This is a genomic window from Streptomyces longisporoflavus, from assembly GCF_014649775.1.
GTDB classification, from domain to species: domain Bacteria; phylum Actinomycetota; class Actinomycetes; order Streptomycetales; family Streptomycetaceae; genus Streptomyces; species Streptomyces longisporoflavus.
Map to the genome: position 1 here is coordinate 236143 of NZ_BMTR01000002.1, position 16217 is coordinate 252359.

The 16217-nt window shown below is 69.7% G+C and carries 14 protein-coding genes and 1 pseudogene; 10 read left to right on the forward strand and 5 right to left on the reverse strand.

The window, feature by feature from the left end; translation table 11 throughout:
* The first annotated feature begins 34 nt into the window (after positions 1 to 34).
* Positions 35 to 1555 carry a DUF4246 domain-containing protein gene (locus tag IE226_RS05105; RefSeq protein WP_506417417.1) on the forward strand — a complete coding sequence of 507 codons (1521 nt, stop codon included), beginning with the start codon at positions 35 to 37 and terminating at the stop codon, positions 1553 to 1555.
* A gap of 457 nt (positions 1556 to 2012) precedes the next feature.
* On the opposite strand, the gene IE226_RS05110 is transcribed toward IE226_RS05105, so the two are convergent.
* A complete protein-coding gene (locus IE226_RS05110) occupies positions 2013 to 2771 on the reverse strand; it encodes a DeoR/GlpR family DNA-binding transcription regulator (protein ID WP_190079784.1) in 759 nt (252 codons plus the stop codon).
* A gap of 361 nt (positions 2772 to 3132) precedes the next feature.
* Here IE226_RS05110 and IE226_RS05115 point away from each other — a divergent pair, with 361 nt between their 5' ends.
* The 4 genes from IE226_RS05115 to IE226_RS05130 all read left to right on the forward strand — a co-directional run bounded on the left by IE226_RS05115 (position 3133) and on the right by IE226_RS05130 (position 8029).
* Positions 3133 to 4299 carry an SIS domain-containing protein gene (locus IE226_RS05115; protein ID WP_229870504.1) on the forward strand — a complete coding sequence of 389 codons (1167 nt, stop codon included), beginning with the start codon at positions 3133 to 3135 and terminating at the stop codon, positions 4297 to 4299.
* Positions 4300 to 4537: 238 nt separating this feature from the next.
* Positions 4538 to 6184, forward strand: coding sequence for a dihydroxy-acid dehydratase (gene ilvD / locus IE226_RS05120; protein WP_190079785.1), 1647 nt, complete (start codon positions 4538 to 4540; stop codon positions 6182 to 6184).
* 159 nt (positions 6185 to 6343) lie between these two features.
* Entirely contained in the window at positions 6344 to 7024 is a 681-nt protein-coding gene (locus IE226_RS05125; protein ID WP_190079786.1) for a HEAT repeat domain-containing protein, read from the forward strand.
* A 3-nt stretch (positions 7025 to 7027) separates the two neighbouring features.
* Positions 7028 to 8029 carry a MerR family transcriptional regulator gene (locus tag IE226_RS05130; protein ID WP_190079787.1) on the forward strand — a complete coding sequence of 334 codons (1002 nt, stop codon included), beginning with the start codon at positions 7028 to 7030 and terminating at the stop codon, positions 8027 to 8029.
* A 186-nt stretch (positions 8030 to 8215) separates the two neighbouring features.
* On the opposite strand, the gene IE226_RS05135 is transcribed toward IE226_RS05130, so the two are convergent.
* Positions 8216 to 8803 (reverse strand): TetR/AcrR family transcriptional regulator, encoded by a 588-nt coding sequence (locus tag IE226_RS05135; protein WP_190079788.1) that lies wholly within the window; start codon positions 8801 to 8803, stop codon positions 8216 to 8218.
* Between the two features lie 70 nt (positions 8804 to 8873).
* Between IE226_RS05135 and IE226_RS05140 the strand changes: the two genes are divergently transcribed.
* Positions 8874 to 9767 (forward strand): NADP-dependent oxidoreductase, encoded by an 894-nt coding sequence (locus IE226_RS05140; protein WP_190079789.1) that lies wholly within the window; start codon positions 8874 to 8876, stop codon positions 9765 to 9767.
* A 68-nt stretch (positions 9768 to 9835) separates the two neighbouring features.
* Here IE226_RS05140 and IE226_RS05145 read toward each other — a convergent pair.
* Positions 9836 to 10192 (reverse strand): annotated as a pseudogene (locus IE226_RS05145) (enolase C-terminal domain-like protein); the annotation flags it as partial.
* 144 nt (positions 10193 to 10336) lie between these two features.
* Between IE226_RS05145 and IE226_RS05150 the strand changes: the two are divergent.
* Together IE226_RS05150 and IE226_RS05155 are read left to right on the forward strand one after the other, a co-directional pair.
* Complete coding sequence (locus tag IE226_RS05150) at positions 10337 to 10897, forward strand: hypothetical protein (protein WP_190079790.1); 561 nt, start codon at positions 10337 to 10339, stop codon at positions 10895 to 10897.
* Positions 10898 to 11046: 149 nt separating this feature from the next.
* On the forward strand, positions 11047 to 11853 hold the full coding sequence (locus tag IE226_RS05155; RefSeq protein WP_190079791.1) for a hypothetical protein: 807 nt from the start codon (positions 11047 to 11049) through the stop codon (positions 11851 to 11853).
* Between the two features lie 152 nt (positions 11854 to 12005).
* Here IE226_RS05155 and IE226_RS05160 read toward each other — a convergent pair whose 3' ends face one another.
* Positions 12006 to 13010, reverse strand: a complete 1005-nt coding sequence (locus tag IE226_RS05160) for a LacI family DNA-binding transcriptional regulator (RefSeq protein WP_190079792.1) — start codon at positions 13008 to 13010, stop codon at positions 12006 to 12008.
* A gap of 115 nt (positions 13011 to 13125) precedes the next feature.
* On the opposite strand from IE226_RS05160, the gene IE226_RS05165 reads away from it, so the two are divergent.
* Complete coding sequence (locus IE226_RS05165; protein ID WP_190079793.1) at positions 13126 to 13977, forward strand: phytanoyl-CoA dioxygenase family protein; 852 nt, start codon at positions 13126 to 13128, stop codon at positions 13975 to 13977.
* Positions 13970 to 15397, forward strand: coding sequence for a sugar porter family MFS transporter (locus IE226_RS05170; RefSeq protein ID WP_190079794.1), 1428 nt, complete (start codon positions 13970 to 13972; stop codon positions 15395 to 15397). The genes IE226_RS05165 and IE226_RS05170 overlap by 8 nt, the downstream gene beginning before the upstream one ends.
* 187 nt (positions 15398 to 15584) lie before the next feature.
* Here the strand turns inward: IE226_RS05170 and IE226_RS05175 are convergent, their stop codons facing one another.
* The gene (locus IE226_RS05175; RefSeq protein WP_190079795.1) at positions 15585 to 16106 is read right to left on the reverse strand and encodes a DUF4352 domain-containing protein; all 522 of its coding nucleotides are present in this window, start codon (positions 16104 to 16106) and stop codon (positions 15585 to 15587) included.
* Between the last annotated feature and the right edge of the window lie 111 nt (positions 16107 to 16217).

A 16217-nucleotide genomic window follows, 5' to 3' on the forward strand; every position in this document is an offset into this window, starting at 1 on the left:
GCGCTGTCAGTGGCCTGAAGTACGCTTCGCGGCACTGCACTTCCATTGTGAGGACCGAGAGAAGTTGACTGATCTGACTGCCTTCCCGCTGCCCTTTTCCGGAGCAGGCGCAGCCGCCGCGATACCCCGGACTCTGCGCGAGCTGCAGATGATGGAGTGCAGCGCCGCTATCCGCGAAAAGCCCTCGTGGTTCGTCAAGATGAACGACCCCGGCATTGTTGCCAGCTGGACCCGGGAAGCGTCTGCCCAGGGCATGACCGAAGCGCAGATTCGCTATGTTCTTGATGAACTCCCCTATTACGCCGGGCTGCGCGACGAGCACACCGGCATCGAGCTGACCGGCGTCGACGGAGTCTGGCAGTCGGACACGCTGATCGACGAGGAGCTGCGGTCCCGCCTGCGTGCGGCGGTTCGGGTTCTGGAAGAAATCCCCGAAGCGGAGAAGGACTGGCATCCGGGGTCCGACGGCCAGGTACTGGACGTGGTGCACCCCTCACTCTTCTGCCTCGTACGCGAAGTGAGCGGTGCGCCGGAGCGGGCCTGGCAGTTCACGCCGAATTACTGGTCGAAGCACGAATTCTCGGAGAAGTTCCAGTGGTTGCCCACTGATGTGCAGGTCGGCGACGACGGGGACGTGTCCTTCCTTTCGTACGTCAACAACGTCCACCCCGAAAAGCACCGCGAACTCGCCTCCGTGCTGCCGGAGCTGTTCGCGCGCATGCTCCCGCTGTGGGAGAACGTGCTCACCGACCTGCGCCATCCGCGGCCTCCGCGGATCGAGGCCGATCCCTACTCCTGGTACGAGGGCAGTGAGCCGGTCGCACCCGACGACTCCCACGACAGTGACGCTTACGCGGCATATGAAAGGGCGATGGACGACTGGTGGCAAAACCGCCTCCCGACCGTGCCCGACGCCCCGGCCTTTACCCCGCCCGCGGCACTCGACGACTCCGCCCGCGTCGACCTGCGCGGCCGTCGCCTGCAAGTCATCGTCAAGCTCGCCACGATTCACCTCACTCCGGAGAAGCCTGAGTATGAGGGCGGTTCCTGGCATGTCGAGGGAATGCGGAACGAGCGGATCGTCTCGACCGGCATCTACTACTGGGACAGCGAGAACATCACGGAAAGCCGGCTCAGTTTCCGCGCGGCCATCGACGACCCGGATTACGAGCAGAACGACGACGCCGGCATGAGGGAGGTGTACGGCCTGGACGACGAAGACCCTCTCAACCAGAACCTCGGATCGGCCTCGACCCCGGCAGGCCGCTGCCTGGCTTTCCCGAACGTCCTGCAACACCGCGTCGGATCGTTCCGCCTCGCAGACCCCGGCCGGCCGGGATACCGCAAGATCCTCGCGTTCTTCCTGGTCGACCCCTCACAGAACATCGTCTCGACTTCCGACGTACCACCGCAGCAACCGTGGTCAGACACCTCGACCATGACACTGGAGCAGGCCAAGGAATACCGCGAAGAACTCATGCGGGAACGCAAGTTCTTCATCGCCGAACACAACGAACAGGTCTACGAGCGCGAGTTCTCGCTCTGCGAGCACTGATCTTGGAGTCCTCCGGGTAGCCGGGAGGCATGAATTTGGGAGACGGGCCACTCGCGGTCCGGTTGGCGATGACGGTTCCTGCCGCCGCGCTGTACGCACTGAGCACGCATGTGGTGCGGAGAGCATCGTGGGCGGACACAAGGTGGCGCTTCCTCGTGTTCCTGGGGACGCTGTTGGTGTTGGTGTTCGCGATCGCGGGTTGGCGTAGGTGGCGGCGGTGACGGGTGTTCCATCCACCGGCGGCAGTTCCCGGACGGTCAAGTGAGCAATTTCAGTCAACAGCTACACGTTATTGCTGGCAGTCACGCAACCAGGCACAACGGGGATCTGGGGCGAGTGGGCGACTGGAGTGCGGCTGACGGGAGAGTGACCTGCTCCGCCCAGACCTGTACGACATCGTCTGATGGGTCCGCTCGGACCTTCAGGACGTCGTCGGATCAGACCGTACGGATCGTTCTCAGACCTGCACGACGTCCACCCCGGCGGCCCGCAGCGCGTCCAGTTCGTCCTCGGGTGCCGAGCCGTCGGTGATGACCCGGTACAGCTGGCGGGCGGGCGCAATGCGGACCGGGCCCGAGCGGCCGAACTTCGATCCGTCGACCAGGGCCGTGATCCGCCGTACGCGCGAGAGCAGCCAGCGGTCAGTCTCCGCCTCGTCCACGTGCGCGCCGCTGATCCCGGCCTCCGTGATGCCATAGGCGCCCACGAACGCCTCGTCCACCTGTAGTTCTTCCAGTGCCTGGCGCGTCAGGTGGCCCAGCAGGGACATCTCCCGATGGCGCAGGTAACCGCCGAGCACGACCGTGCTGATCTCCTCGAAACGGGCGAGGTCAACGGCCAGATGGAGCGAGTTGGTGACCACCGTCAGCCGCTCGATCCCCTCTAGCAGCGGCACCATCGCGGCAGTGGTCGTACCGCCGGTGACGAGGATCGTGGCGCCGGGGGCGATGTGCTCCACGGCGGCGCTCGCCAGCTTGCTCTTCTCCCGGGAGGCGACCCCGCTGCGCTGCGGCCGGTCGGGCTCGTCCGCCTGGACCGCTTCGGCCATCGCCCCGCCGTGGGTGCGGTTCAGCAGGCCTTGGGCCTGCAGCGCGGACAGGTCCCTGCGGATGGTCGAAGGGCTGACGTCCAGACGCTCGGCGAGCATGCCCACATGGGCGACGCCTTCCGCGCGCACCGCGTGGAGCAACCTCTTCCTTCGCTCGGCGCCCAGCATGGCCTGGTCTCTCTTCTCCTCGGCGTGGGCGCGAAGACCGGCTCGGTCCTGCCCTGCGACTTTTGCGGCAGGCGGTGGCCCGTCTGTCCCTCACGGGAAGCTTACTGGGGTTGCTCATCTCTGCCAGAAATTGACTCCGCCGCGGGCGACGGACGTCGCCTACGAGCAGCCTGCCGCTGCTCCCTCCCGAACGGGACTCGCCGGGAGGGGCGTTGGGACACTCCCAGATCCAGCATCGCTCACTGTTGCTCATTTTTGCTCATTGACGCTTGTTAATGGAAATGAATAGGGTGCCAGCGTGGCGCCCTCGGCACCTCCTGAGGGGTGCGCGCCCAAATTGCCTCTGCCTGAAGGAGTTTGCGTGAAGACCGCCGCCCCCGAGACCCCCGATCGCCCCGAGGTGCCCCAGGGCGCCGCCCACACGCACCGCGAGATCCACCAGCAACCGCGCTTGTGGGCCGAGATGGCCTCCCGCATGGCGAAGGAGCGCGCCGCCCTCGACACGTTCCTTGCACCTCTTCTGGCCGAGGACCGGCTGCGGATCGTCCTCACGGGCGCAGGCACATCCGCGTACGCGGGACAGATCGTGCGCGCGGCGCTGCGGGGAACGACGGGCCGGGCGGTCGAGGCCGTCGCCACGACGGACATCACCGCCACACCCCTCGCCTGCTTCGAGGAGCGTGACCGGCCGACCCTGCTCGTGTCCTTCGCACGCTCCGGCAACAGCCCCGAGAGCATCGCCGCGACCGAGATCGCCGATCAGCTGCTCGACCACTGCTCCCACCTCGTCATCACCTGCAACGCGGAAGGCTCGCTGGCCGCCCGGCACCAGGACCGTACCGACTCCTACGTGCTCCTGACGCCGCCGGAGGCCGAGGACCAGAGCTTCGCGATGACCTCCAGCCTGACCTGCATGCTCCTCGGAGCGCTCCACTCGCTGGGCGGCAGCCACATCCGGGGCCTCGACGGCTGCGCCGACTCGGCCGCAGCCCTGCTGTCCGGCGACGTTCCCGACAGGATCGCCGAACTGACCGACCGCGCTCCGGACCGTTTCGTCTATCTGGGAAGCGGCGCGCTGCAGGCCCTGGCCAGCGAGTCCGCGCTCAAGCTGCTCGAGCTGACCGGAGGCGCGGTGGCCGCGCTCTCGGACTCGTCGCTGGGCTTCCGGCACGGACCGAAGGCGTTCCTCACCCAGCGGACAGCGGCCGTCGTCTACGTGTCGAACGACCCGTACACCCGTCAGTACGACCTGGACATCTTCAGGGAGCTGAGCGCCGGTCTGCCCGCAGGGCAGGTGGTGGCGGTCGCCGGCCGTCCGGACGGTCTGCCGGCCGAACACACATGGCTGGTGGACGGCATGGCCGACGCCGACGATGCCACCCTGGCACTGCCCGCCGTGCTGTGCGCCCAGTTGGTCGCCCTGGCCGCCTCGCTGGCCTGCGGAATGCGGCCGGACAATCCCTTCCCCGACGGAGAAGTCAACCGCGTCGTCCAGGGCGTCACCATCCATCCCCTGCCCGAGCGCTGAGCTGAGCGCTGAGCCGCGCGCGGGACGCCGTACTCACCCCGGTCCGCCGGGACCCGCAACTGTGCCTGTGGGACGGGGCATCGTGGAGGTGAAGTTGAAGTTGCAGGTGGAGGTGGAGGTGGAGGGACTCGGGGTGCTGCATAGCCCGATCCACGTGACCGACCGCCCCCGGTAAGCCTCCGCACCCGTACGCTCCCACGCGTCTACGCTCGTACGCCGCCACGCCCAAGGAGTCTTCATGAGCATCGCCGACGATCCCGACCGCGCACCGGCTCGCTCGCATCTGTACGCGATGGGCCTGGGCGAGGAGGAGATGCGGCGTCCCACCGTCGGTATCGCCGCGACCTGGACCGGGACGATGCCCTGCAACCTGACGCACCGTGACCTGGCACGTCATGTGGCCACGGGAGTACGCGGGGCCGGCGGGACGCCCATGGAGTTCAACACCATCGCCGTCTCGGACAACCTGACGATGGGCACGCCCGGCATGCGGGCCTCGCTCGTCAGCCGGGAGGTCATCGCCGACTCTATCGAACTCATGGGGCGGGCCCATCAGTTCGATGCCATGGTCTGCATCGTCGGCTGCGACAAGACGGTGCCCGCCGCCATGATGGCCATGGCTCGCCTCGACATCCCGTCCGTGCTCCTCTACAGCGGCAGCATGATGCCGGGGACGTGGCGCGGGCGCGAGGTGACCATTCAGGACATGTGGGAGGCCCTGGGCGAACGCTCCGTCGGACGGGTCAGCCAGGAGGACGTGGACGACCTCGCCCGGCACGCCTGCCCGGGCGCGGGGACCTGCGCGGCGCAGTACACCGCGAACACGATGGGCACGGTCGCGGACTTCCTGGGCCTCGCGCCGTTCGGCGTCGGAGACATCCCCGCCACGGCCGCGGAGAAGACGGCCGCTGCCGAACAGGTCGGCGCGCTCGCGCTCGACGTCCTCTCCCGTGACCTACGGCCGTCAGCGATCCTCACGCAGGACGCGTTCCACAACGCCATCGTCTCCGTGGCGGCGATGGCCGGCTCCACCAACGCGGTCCTGCATCTGCTTGCCATCGCCCGCGAGGCTGGGGTCGACCTCGCCATCGATACGATCGGCGCGGTGTGCCGTGCGGTGCCGATCATCACCGCGCTCAAACCGTCCGGGCCCTACACGGCCGCCGATCTGTGGCGCGCCGGAGGCACCTCGCTGGTGGCGGCCCGGCTGTTCGAAGCGGGCGTGCTGCGCGACTCGGTGACCCTGGTCGACGGGCGTTCACCGGCGGACGTGGCCTCGTCCGCCGTCGGCGCGGAGGGGCAGGACGTGGTGGCTGAGGTGAACTCCCCCGTCAAACCGCCGGGGGCACTGGCGATCCTGCGCGGCTCGCTCGCTCCCGACGGCTGCGTGCTGAAGCTGGGCGGGCGCCCCGACTTCGTCCGCCGGGGCCCGGCGCGGGTCTTCGACTCCGAGGAAGAGTGCTTCGAGGCCATCCAGAGCGGGCGGATCACGGACGGCGATGTGGTGGTCGTCCGCTATGAGGGCCCGGCCGGAGGGCCGGGCATGCGCGAGATGCTGTCGATCACCGGGGCGCTGGTGGGGCAGGGCCTGGGTGAGTCGGTCACGTTGGTCACCGATGGACGCTTCAGCGGTGTCTCGCGCGGCCTCGTGATCGGCCACGTCGCCCCGGAGGCATGGCACGGCGGACCCATCGCGCTCGTGGCGGACGGTGACACGGTCGTCGTCGACTCCGCCCGCAACACGCTCGACCTCGACGTACCCGCCGGAGAACTGGCCGAGCGCCGGGCGGGCTGGACGCGCCCGGAGCGCCCCGTCGAGCGTGGGGTGCTCAGCAAGTACGCGGCCATCGTCGGCTCGGCGTCGGACGGTGCGGTCACGGTGTGACGCGCTGCCGCGCGTGACTTACTTCCGGTGCGTGACCTATTGCCGCGTGTCACGCACCGCACCTCGCCGCGCACTGCCGGCTGTCACGCACTGCCGCAGGCGTTGTTTGACCTTGACACGGTGACAAGGTCTTCACTGCTCGCCAAGGAGGTGGTCTCCATGACGATCACGAGACACGACGCGCAAGACCTGCAAGCACTGCAAGCACTACGGGGCCTGGAGAACGACAATGCGTCGGTGCGCCTGCGGGCCGCTCTGGCGGTAGGCACGGCGCCCGACCCGCGCTTCGTCGACAAGCTCATCGAACGCTGCGCCATCGAGCCCGAGTTCTTCGTCCGGGACATGCTGACCTGGGCGCTCACCCGCCACCCGGTCTCCCTGACGCTCCCCGGGCTGCTCCGCGAGGTCCGCTCGCCGCGAGCGCAGGCCCGGAGCCAGGCGCTGCACACGCTCTCCAAGATCGGGGATCAGCGGGCGTGGCCGGCCATCACACGGGCGCTGCTGTCCGATGCCGACGACGAGGTGGCCAGGAGCGCCTGGCGGGCCGCGGTCCTGCTCGTACCGGAAGGCGAGGAACCCTCGCTGGCCACGGCGCTGGCGACACAGCTCGGGCGCGGTGAGCGGGAGACGCAGCTGAGTCTGAGCCGGGCACTGGTCGCGCTGGGCGAAGTCATCCTGCCCGCCCTGCACAAGGCAACGACGAGCCCTGACCCACGGGTGCACGCGCACGCGCTCGCGACGCAACGGCTGCTGCGCGACCCGGACACCGGGTTCGAATTCGCCATCGAGGAGGCGAAGCGCGTCGTGGCCCTCGGCGGGTCCGAGCAGGAGGGACAATAAGGCGTGTTGATCGGTGAGGTGGCGCGGCGGTCCGGGGTCAGTGCCCGCATGCTCAGGCACTACGAATCGCTCGGCCTGGTACGGCCCTCCGGGCGCAGCGGCTCGGGATACCGGGAGTACTCCGGGGAGGACATCCGGCGGATCTTCCACATCGAGAGCCTGCGGTCCCTGGGACTTTCGCTGCGCGAGATCGGACGCGCCCTCGACGACTCCGGCTTCACGCCGTCGGCGCTCGTCGGCGACCTCATCGCGCAGACGCGCGAACGCATCGCGGCCGAGACCGAGTTGCTCACGCGGTTGCGCCGCATCGATGCCGCCGGCCCCGCCGGCTGGGAGGACGTTCTCCAGGTCGTCGCGCTGCTCCAGGCCCTTGGCTCGAAGAACGCCGACGCGCGCCAGCGTGCCGCTCTCTCCTCGGCAGACGAGGTGCCGGTGCCGGTGGAGGCCCTGGTCGAGGCGGCACTGAGCGAGACGGAGCCGAACGTCGCCGGGGCGCTTCGATGGGCCCTCGCCCGATCGGGCGAGGGCGCTGCGGCGCTGCTGGCGCAGGGCCTCGGCGCACCGGTGGCCGCGGTACGGGAACGTGCCGTGCAGTCCCTCGCCGAAATGCCCGGCGACCAGGCCGGCGCGCAATTGCGCGAGGCCCTGGGGCACCCCGACGCCGTGGTGCGCGGGCATGCGGCGCTGGCACTGGGGGCACGAGGAGAAGCCGAGGCGGTCCCGACGCTCGTCGACATGATCGTGGAAGGGCGTAACGACACCGACGCGGCCGATGCCCTGAGCGTGCTGGCCGGCGACACCGCGCGCGCGGACCAGCTGGCGACCACGCTCATCGAACGCCTCGCCCAGGACACCACAGAGGCGCCGGCCCGCAGGCGGCTGACCCAGGCGCTGGCCGGCATCCCCGGGTCGAGGACGGCACATGCCCTCGTAGAGCTGTCGCAGGACCAGGACCGTGCCGTCGCGGTGACGGCGACGTACCTTCTTCGGCTACGAGACGGGTAGCGACGCGTAGCAACGGGTATCGGCGGGTCGCATCTCAATGCCAGAGCCAAACTGCCTCATCCGGCCCCACGCACCGCCCCGCCGCCCCGCTGCCATCGCCGTCATGGCCAAGAGGGCGCGCTCGCCCGCTACTTCATTTCTCGGCGATCAAGCCGGGACACGGTACCGGCGGCCCGCTTGGCGGCCTCACGCCCGCCGATCAGGCGAGGTGCTCTCCCATGCCGCCTCGATCATCCGGAAGACCTCGTCCACCACGGCCTCCGGGTCTTCCGCCTCGCGGGCCAGCGAGAAGGCGTCGATGGCGAACCTCGCGATCGCCCGGCCTGCCGTTGCGCCCCGGGCCAGGTCGGGATCGGCGGCGATAGCCGCTGCCAGCGACTCCGCGTGGCGCAGTCTCATCGACTGCTCGTACTGCCGCAGGGCGGGAGACTCGTCGATCATGTGCCAGATCGGGGCGGCGTCCTCCGCCGCGCAATGGCGCACCAGGGCGTGGATCTCGCGGCGCAGCGCGGCGATGAACGGCTCGCGCGGGGCGCGGCCGGTGACCGCCTGAGTCAGGCGTTGCTCGAAGTCTTCGTCCAGCTCGAACACCAGGGCCTCTTTCGAGGCGAAGTGGGAGAAGACCGTGGTGACGGCCACGTCGGCCTCGGCGGCCACGTCGCGGATGCCCACCGCCTCGTATCCGCGGTCCAGGAAGAGCCGCAGGGCGGTGTCGGCGATCTTCTGGCGAGTCGCGGCCTTCTTGCGCTCGCGACGTCCGGTCTGCACGGTCATGCACTGACACTACCAAATACAAAACCCTAACCGTTTTGAAACACTAACCGTTAGTGCTACGTTCGGCGGCATGAAGAAAGTGAGCTTCGCCGAGTTCGGCGGCCCCGGAGTCCTGCAACTCATAGATGCCGAGGAGCCCCACGCGGGCCCCGGCCAGATACGCGTCGCCGTGCGGGCGGCAGGCGTGAACCCCGTCGACTGGAGGGTCCGCGAGGGCCAGGTCCTGGGCGCCCATCCGACCGAGCTGCCCTCCGGGGTGGGGCTCGACGCCGCCGGGACGGTGGACGAGGTCGGCGAGGGCGTCGAAGGAGTCGAGATCGGCGACCACGTGTTCGGCGAAGGGCACAGCACCTACGCCGAGTTCGCCGTACTGGGAGCGTGGGCCCGCATGCCCGAGGGCCTGACGTTCGAAGAGGCGGCCGGGTACCCCTCCGTAGTGGAGACCGCGCTGCGCATCATCGGCCAGGTCGGCGTGGAGCCGGGGCAGACGCTGCTGGTCAGCGGTGCGTCCGGCGGAGTCGGATCGGCGGTGCTGCAGATCGCCCGCGAGCGCGGCATTACGGTGATCGGCACGGCCGGCGCCGCGAACCAGGATTATCTGCGCAGCCTCGGCGCCCTCGCCACGACGTACGGCGAGGGCTGGGTGGAACGCGTGCGGCAGCTCGGCCACGTCGACGCGGCTCTCGACCTGGCCGGTTCGGGAGTCATCCGCGAACTCGTCGAACTGACCGGCGACCCGCGGAAGGTGGTCTCCATCGCCGACCTCACGGCACCGGATCTCGGCGTCCGCTTCTCGGGCGTCGCCGGGAGCGTGCCGGACGCCCTCGCCGAGGCCGCCGACCTCATCACGCGGGGCAAGCTCCACATCCCGGTCGAGAAGTCGTACACACTCGCCGACGCCGCGGCGGCACACACCGACAGCCAGGCGGGTCACACGCGCGGGCGCCGCGTCATGGTGATCTGAGAGCCGGACACAGAGCAGACACGGAGCGGGCAGCCACGTAGTCGATCAACTGCTCGGTGATCAGGGCCGCGCACCAGTCTCAGGGCCTCTTGGTTCTCGGCCGGTGTGCAGTCCTCCAGCCAGAACGGGCGGTACGGTTCGAGGTCCTTGCCGAGCCCGGCCGCCTGGATCGGGCTGAGCCGGTGGTGTGCGTCGTGCAGCAGCGGTAACTCGGCGCCTAACTCCGGGCGGACCGCCTCGAAGACGGTGTGCGCGTGCCGCAGGTAGGCGTCGGTGTCCCAGTCCTCCACCAGCGGGCGGGCCTGCTGGTGCAGGACGGCTGCACCGCTCTCGTCGGTGCTGTGCACGCCGTAGACCGCCTTCAGGCCGGGGATGCCGGACTGGATGCGCACGGCCTGGTGGCCCTCGGCGAGCCGGGCCCGCAAGATAGCTGACGACGGCGAGTCCCCGGCCGTGCACGTCAAAAGCACGGGCGCCTCCAGGGAGCGCAGGTGTCACCGCCCCGCCCCGGCACAAGGCGCGCCGGCGCGGGTACAGTCCCGGCGAGCCGATTGGAGCCGGGGGGCCAGATGGACAGCTCAGTCAGTCCGATCGTGATCGCGGTGCTGGGTATCGGCGGCACGCTCGCGGCCGCCGTCATCACGCAGCGCGGCGCCGATCGCGCCAGGGCCCGCGAACTGGAGCACACCAGGCAACTCCAGCGGGACGAGCGCGAGTACAACACTCGGCAGGCCCGGCTGGAGGCGCGGCGCACGTGCTACGCCGCCCTCAGCGCGGGCACGCGCGACTTGGCCAACGTGCTGACGAGGGTCCTCCACGCGCTGGAGAACAACGAGGTGACCGAGGAGCTGCGGTCGGATCTGGAGCGGGCACGCCGTGAGCACCGTATGCGTCACGCCGAGGCCCAGATGGTGCTGCCGGACTCTGTGGCAGCGGCAGCCAGCACGGCCAACCGCCATCTCGGCGATCTCTACGGCCTGCTCATGCGTCTCGACGGGGGCACCGCGCAGAGAGGCGAGAGCCTGAGCGCCGCCAGGCACAGCATGGACCAGCTGTGGGATCCCCTGTGGCGCATGCGGCACGTCATGCGCGTCGACCTCGGGATCACGGAACCCGAGCAAACCCCCTAGCAGCCCGACGCGCATCGTCCGGCCGGCCCGCTCGGGCGATCTTGCGAGCGGCTGCCGCCTGCGTGTAAGAACCCCGTGACGGGCTGACCGTCAGCCGACAACCCCCGCCGGACGACAACGCGGTGGCGATGTGAGAGGACCCACCGAGCATGAGCACAACAGCGCGAAGCGAGGCCCTTTCCGGATGGCAGGCGAGACCGGTCCTGAGCAGTGCCGCGCTCGTACTGGTCCTCGGCGCCGGGCTGACGACCGACCACGCGTTCTCCTCCGACTACAGCACCGCGTCAACCGTTCCCGTCGACTGCGAGGCGGTGGCGGCAGACAGCCTCGACCGCGCCAGGGCCGATCTGGTCTCCAGAGCCATCACGCCTCCGAGCGGAACCGTGGACCTTTCCGTACAGGCCGTGCCGGTGGAGTGCCGTGACGAGTTGCGGCGCGTGGATGCCGTCGTGGAAGAAGAGCGCGGGAAACAGGTGACCTGGGATGTGCGCATCGACCGGAGCCGTTTCTACATCGTCGAACAAGGCCCTGAACCCAAGCTTCCGGAACCGGACTACCTGGCCGAGAAGGTAACGCGCCACCCCGGCCAGATCACCGTCGTCAGCCGCGTGCGGAACCACACTGCCCGCGTGACACTGAAGATCGCCGACCGCGCCGCCGCCCCGGAGGAGAACGGGTGGCGGCTCCTGTCGGCGTCCGACTATCGCCCGGACCACAAGGGCGTTATGGCCGTCAGCGACGGCGGATACCCCCTCCGGGGGATGTCGGCCGGCAAAGACCTGCGGCCGTCGGACCTGCACCTCGACCCCGCCAGGACCTACCGCGTCCACATCTACGCGCACGGCCGCGACAACTCGGCAGAACGCCGGGCTGCCGCCGCCGAGGCCGAGGACTGGCCGAAGGCGATGTGGGATCTGGAACGGTATTACGTCCTCTTCGTGCCGCTCGCCGGGTAGATGGCAGGGCGGGTCAGCCCGAGGACACCGATCGCCGGCGACCGCACCAGGAGGAGCGGGCGTGGAGGCGAACGTACGCCGCTGCGGGCGCAGTTGGACTGGGGGAGCCGAAGACGGCGCGAGGTTCTCGCGCGGGTACGGCCCGTCGGCTCTCAGGTCGTGCCGCGCCGGATCAGGCGGTGCGGCACGGTCAGCTCCTGCGGAGGGACGGCGTTGCCGGGACTGTATATGCGGTCCGCCAGGCACTGCAGGGAGCGTTCGGCGATCTGCTGCTTGTCCGGCGCGATGGTGGTCAGCGGGGGGTGGCTGTAGCGGCCGTCCTCGATGTCGTCGAACCCGACGATCGCGAGGTCCTCGGGCACGCGCAGGCCTCGTTCGTGCGCCACGTGCAGGGCTCCCAGGGCGAGTTCGTCGCTGAAGGCGAACACGGCGTCGGGCGCGGTCGGCCCGTCGAGGAGTTCGGCCATGGCGCGGGCTCCGTCCGCCCGGTGCAGTGCGGCGACGGTGCGCTGGGCTTCGGGCAGTCGAGGCAGCCCCGCGCGGTCCAGCGCGCGGCGGTAACCCTCGGCGCGCAGCCGGGCGGTGCCGTTGTGCAGGTGAGGCTGCAGGCCGATGGCGGCGATGCGCCGGCGGCCGAGGGAGATCAGGTGGCCGGTGGCCTCGTCGGCAGCGGTGACGTTGTCGACGGCGACGCGGTCCGCCGCTCCTTGCGGGCTGCGCTCGCCGAGCAGGACGAGGGGCACGGCGGGCGCGGTCGCGGCGAGTTCGGCCGGGTCCATTGCCCAGGGGCTGATGATGAGGCCGTCGACCACGCGTCCGCCGCCCCGGGCGAGCAGGCGGCGTTCGGCGTCGGCGTCTCCCCCGGTCTGGTCGATGATCACGGTCCAGGAGCGGCGCTGGGCCTCCTGCACCAACAGCCCGGCCAGTTCGCCGAAGTACGGCGAGTGCAGTTCGGGGATGGCCAGGCCGATGATGCCGGTACGGCCGGCGCGCAGGCTGCGGGCGGCGAGGTTGGGGCGGTATCCGAGTTCGTCGATCGCCTCCTGCACGCGCTCGCGGGTCTCGGGCGCCACGGAAGCGGATCCGCTGACGACGTTCGAGACGGTGCGCACGGAGACGCCGGCGCGGGCGGCCACATCCTTCAGACGACTGCTCACCGCGCCATCCTTTCATGGCACATCGTTTACCAAGCAGGTACCCGGAAGGGTATTGCAACGTTGCATTCAACGATGCAATGTGGGGGCGGAAGCTCTGCTTGCAAGGAGGCAAGGGATGACTGTGTCCGCATTTCCCGGTATCCGCCCCGCTGACCTGGACGTCGACGTGACCCGGGACGTGGCGAACCTGTACGCCGACGGCATCACCGCGCGGAAGGGGGCCTTCACCAAGGAGTGGGCCGACCGACTGCGCGAGGACATCGAGACCGCCTTCGAGGAGGCGCGCTCCCGGCCCGACGGCGCGGTGGGCCGGGGCCCGCACCGCTACTACGTGGAGATCCACCCCGAGCAGCTGCGCGGATTCGTCGACCTGGTCGATCACCCGTGGGTCAGGTCGGTGGCGACGGCCGTCCTCGGCCCCGACTACCGCATCGTCGAACTCGGCTTCGACATACCGCTGGAGGGCGCGGTGAACCAGCCCTGGCACCGCGACTTCCCCATCCCGGACGAGACGCGCGCCGAGCGCCGCCTCACCTCCCTGGCCTTCAACGTCACCGCCGTCGACACCGCCGAGGACATGGGCCCCTTCGAGATCGCGCCCGGCACCCAATGGGACGACGAACCCGATTTCAAGCACGGCATGTTCCCGCCCCGCGAGCGCTACGGCCGCTACGAGCAGCGCGCGCTGCGCAAGTACCCCCAGCGCGGCGACATCTCGGCCCGCACCGCGCTGACCATTCACCGCGGCACCAAGAACGAGTCGGTCAAGGCGCGGCCCGTCCTCGTGCTCGGCCTCGACGGGCCGGAGGCCGACAACGCCGAACGCCACGACACCGCGATCACCCGGGCCTACCGGGAGACGCTGCCGCAGCGGGTGCGCCGCCACCTGGACTGCCCGGTCGTCGACGAGCTGACGCCCATCACCCAGAAGCACACCATCGAGGGTCTGGTCATGGGCGATGCCTGAGGTGACCCTGGCGGCCGACCGCCCGGCGGCCCGCCCCCGAGGCACGGGGCGCCCGCCGATGCTGGTCTATGCCGTCGCCGCCGTATCGGCCCTCGGCGGTCTGCTCTTCGGCTACGACACCGGCATCATCTCCGGCGCCCTGCTGCACCTGCGGGACGACCTCGACCTCTCCTCACGCGAGCAGGAGATCGTCGTCAGTGTCATCCTCCTCGGCGCGATGGTCGGCGCGCTGGTGTCGGGGCGCGCCGCGATACGGCACGGTCGGCGCAAGGTGGTGGCGGCGGTCGCGGTGATCTTCGCCGTCGGCGCGGTGGCGGCCGCGCTCGCCCCGGACGTGACGACGCTGGTCGCCGCGCGCTTCGTGCTCGGCCTCGCGGTGGGCGGCGCATCGAACATGGTGCCCGTCTACATCGCGGAACTGGCCCCGGCGGCCGTGCGCGGCCGGCTCATGGTGCTCTTCCAGCTGATGGTCGCCATCGGTCAGCTCATCGCGTATCTCTGCGGCTGGGCCCTGACCGGCAACGGCGGCTGGCGCGTCATGTTCGCCCTCGCCGTCGTCCCCGCCGTGGCGCTGGCCGTCGGCATGATGTTCCTGCCGGAGAGCCCGCGGTGGCTCATCGCGCAGAACCGTACCGACGACGCGGTGCGCACGCTGCGACGGCTGCGGCCCGCCGGAGCGGACGTGACCGCGGAGGTGGCCGAGATCGCCTCGGTGGCGGCCGACGCCTCTGCGGAGGGCGGCAGTTGGCGCATGCTGCGTCGGCGATGGCTGCGTCCGGCTCTTCTGATCGCGGTGGGCATCGCGGCGTTCTCCCAGCTCACCGGGATCAACGCCATCGTCTACTACGCACCGACGATCCTGAACGACGCGGGCTTCGGCGACTCGGTCTCCCTGCTCACCGGCATCGGGATCGGCGCCATGCTCGTCGTGGCGGGGGTGGTGGGCGCCATCGCCGTCGACAAGGCCGGGCGGCGCCGCACGATGCTGTGGTTCCTGCCCGGCTCGGCACTGGCGATGGCGGTGCTCGCGCTCGCCTTCAGTACCTCCACAGAGTCCGCCGCCCAACGCTGGACCGTGATCATCTCGCTGTTCGCGTACATCCTGTTCAACGGCGTGGGGATGCAGGCCGTGGTCTGGCTGATCGGCCCGGAGATCCTGCCGCTGAGCGTGCGCGGCCCGGCCACCAGCCTGGCCACGCTCTCCGTGTGGGGCTTCGACCTGCTCATCGCCATGACCGCCCTGACGGCCATCAACACCATCGGCCGTTCCGGCACCTTCCTGTTCTACGCGCTGATGAACGTCGCCTGCATCGTCTTCGTGGCGCTGAAGGTGCCGGAGACGAAGGGCAGGAGCCTGGAGAGCATCGAGCAGGCCCTGCACAGCCCGCTCGGTTTCCGCAGGGCGCTGGAGAAGAGGTGACGGAGCATCTCCGGGCGGCGGGCTCAACGCATCGCTCGCGCTCCGGGCGGCGGGCTCAACGCAGCGCTTGCGGCGGGCAGTTCACGCTCTCTGGGCCTCCCGGACCATGGCCAGGACGCCGCCCGCGAGACCGTAGGACCTCACGCTGCGGGAGGTTCAAGCAGCACGGACGCCGCCTCTCAGCTGCCTACTTCACCTTCCCTTCCCAGTGTCGGCCATCGTGATCGAGGTCAGGTACGACTTCGAGGTCGACCTTGTTCAGCTGGCCGCGCGGAATGTCGAACGCGAACTCGGCGGTGGCGTTCGCATCCGGTGACACGCTGCCCTCTATCCCGAAGTCGAGGTTCTCGGCGCTGTCAAAGATCCGAGGGCACGACTCCCCGTCCTCACCGGACTTCACGTACACCGACATCAGTACGGCGTCGAACGGCTCATCGGTGCCGTTGTGGACCTTGACGCGCCACTTCACGGCCTGATTGCCCGCCTCGTGCCCGGCGGCAGTGTTCGAGGGCGTGAACTTCGCCGGCTTCCACGTGGTGACGGTCAGGCCGTCATCCCACTTCTTCGTGTCTCCCCAGGAGCCCGCCTCGTCAGCTGTCGGTGGCAGTGAAGGAGCTGCCACGGCCATGCTGCTGCCGGCTCCCAGAAGGCATGCGGTCATCGCGGCGACCGACAGGCGGGCGACCGCGGAGGTGCGTATGCCGTTCATACCTCCAGGATCCGCCCGCCTCGGGGCCCGGGCGACCGGGGCAGTTCAGGCTTCGTGGCTGTCGCGGGCCGAGACCGGAAAACGGGGCAAGTCGAGGGCTTCGGGAAATGG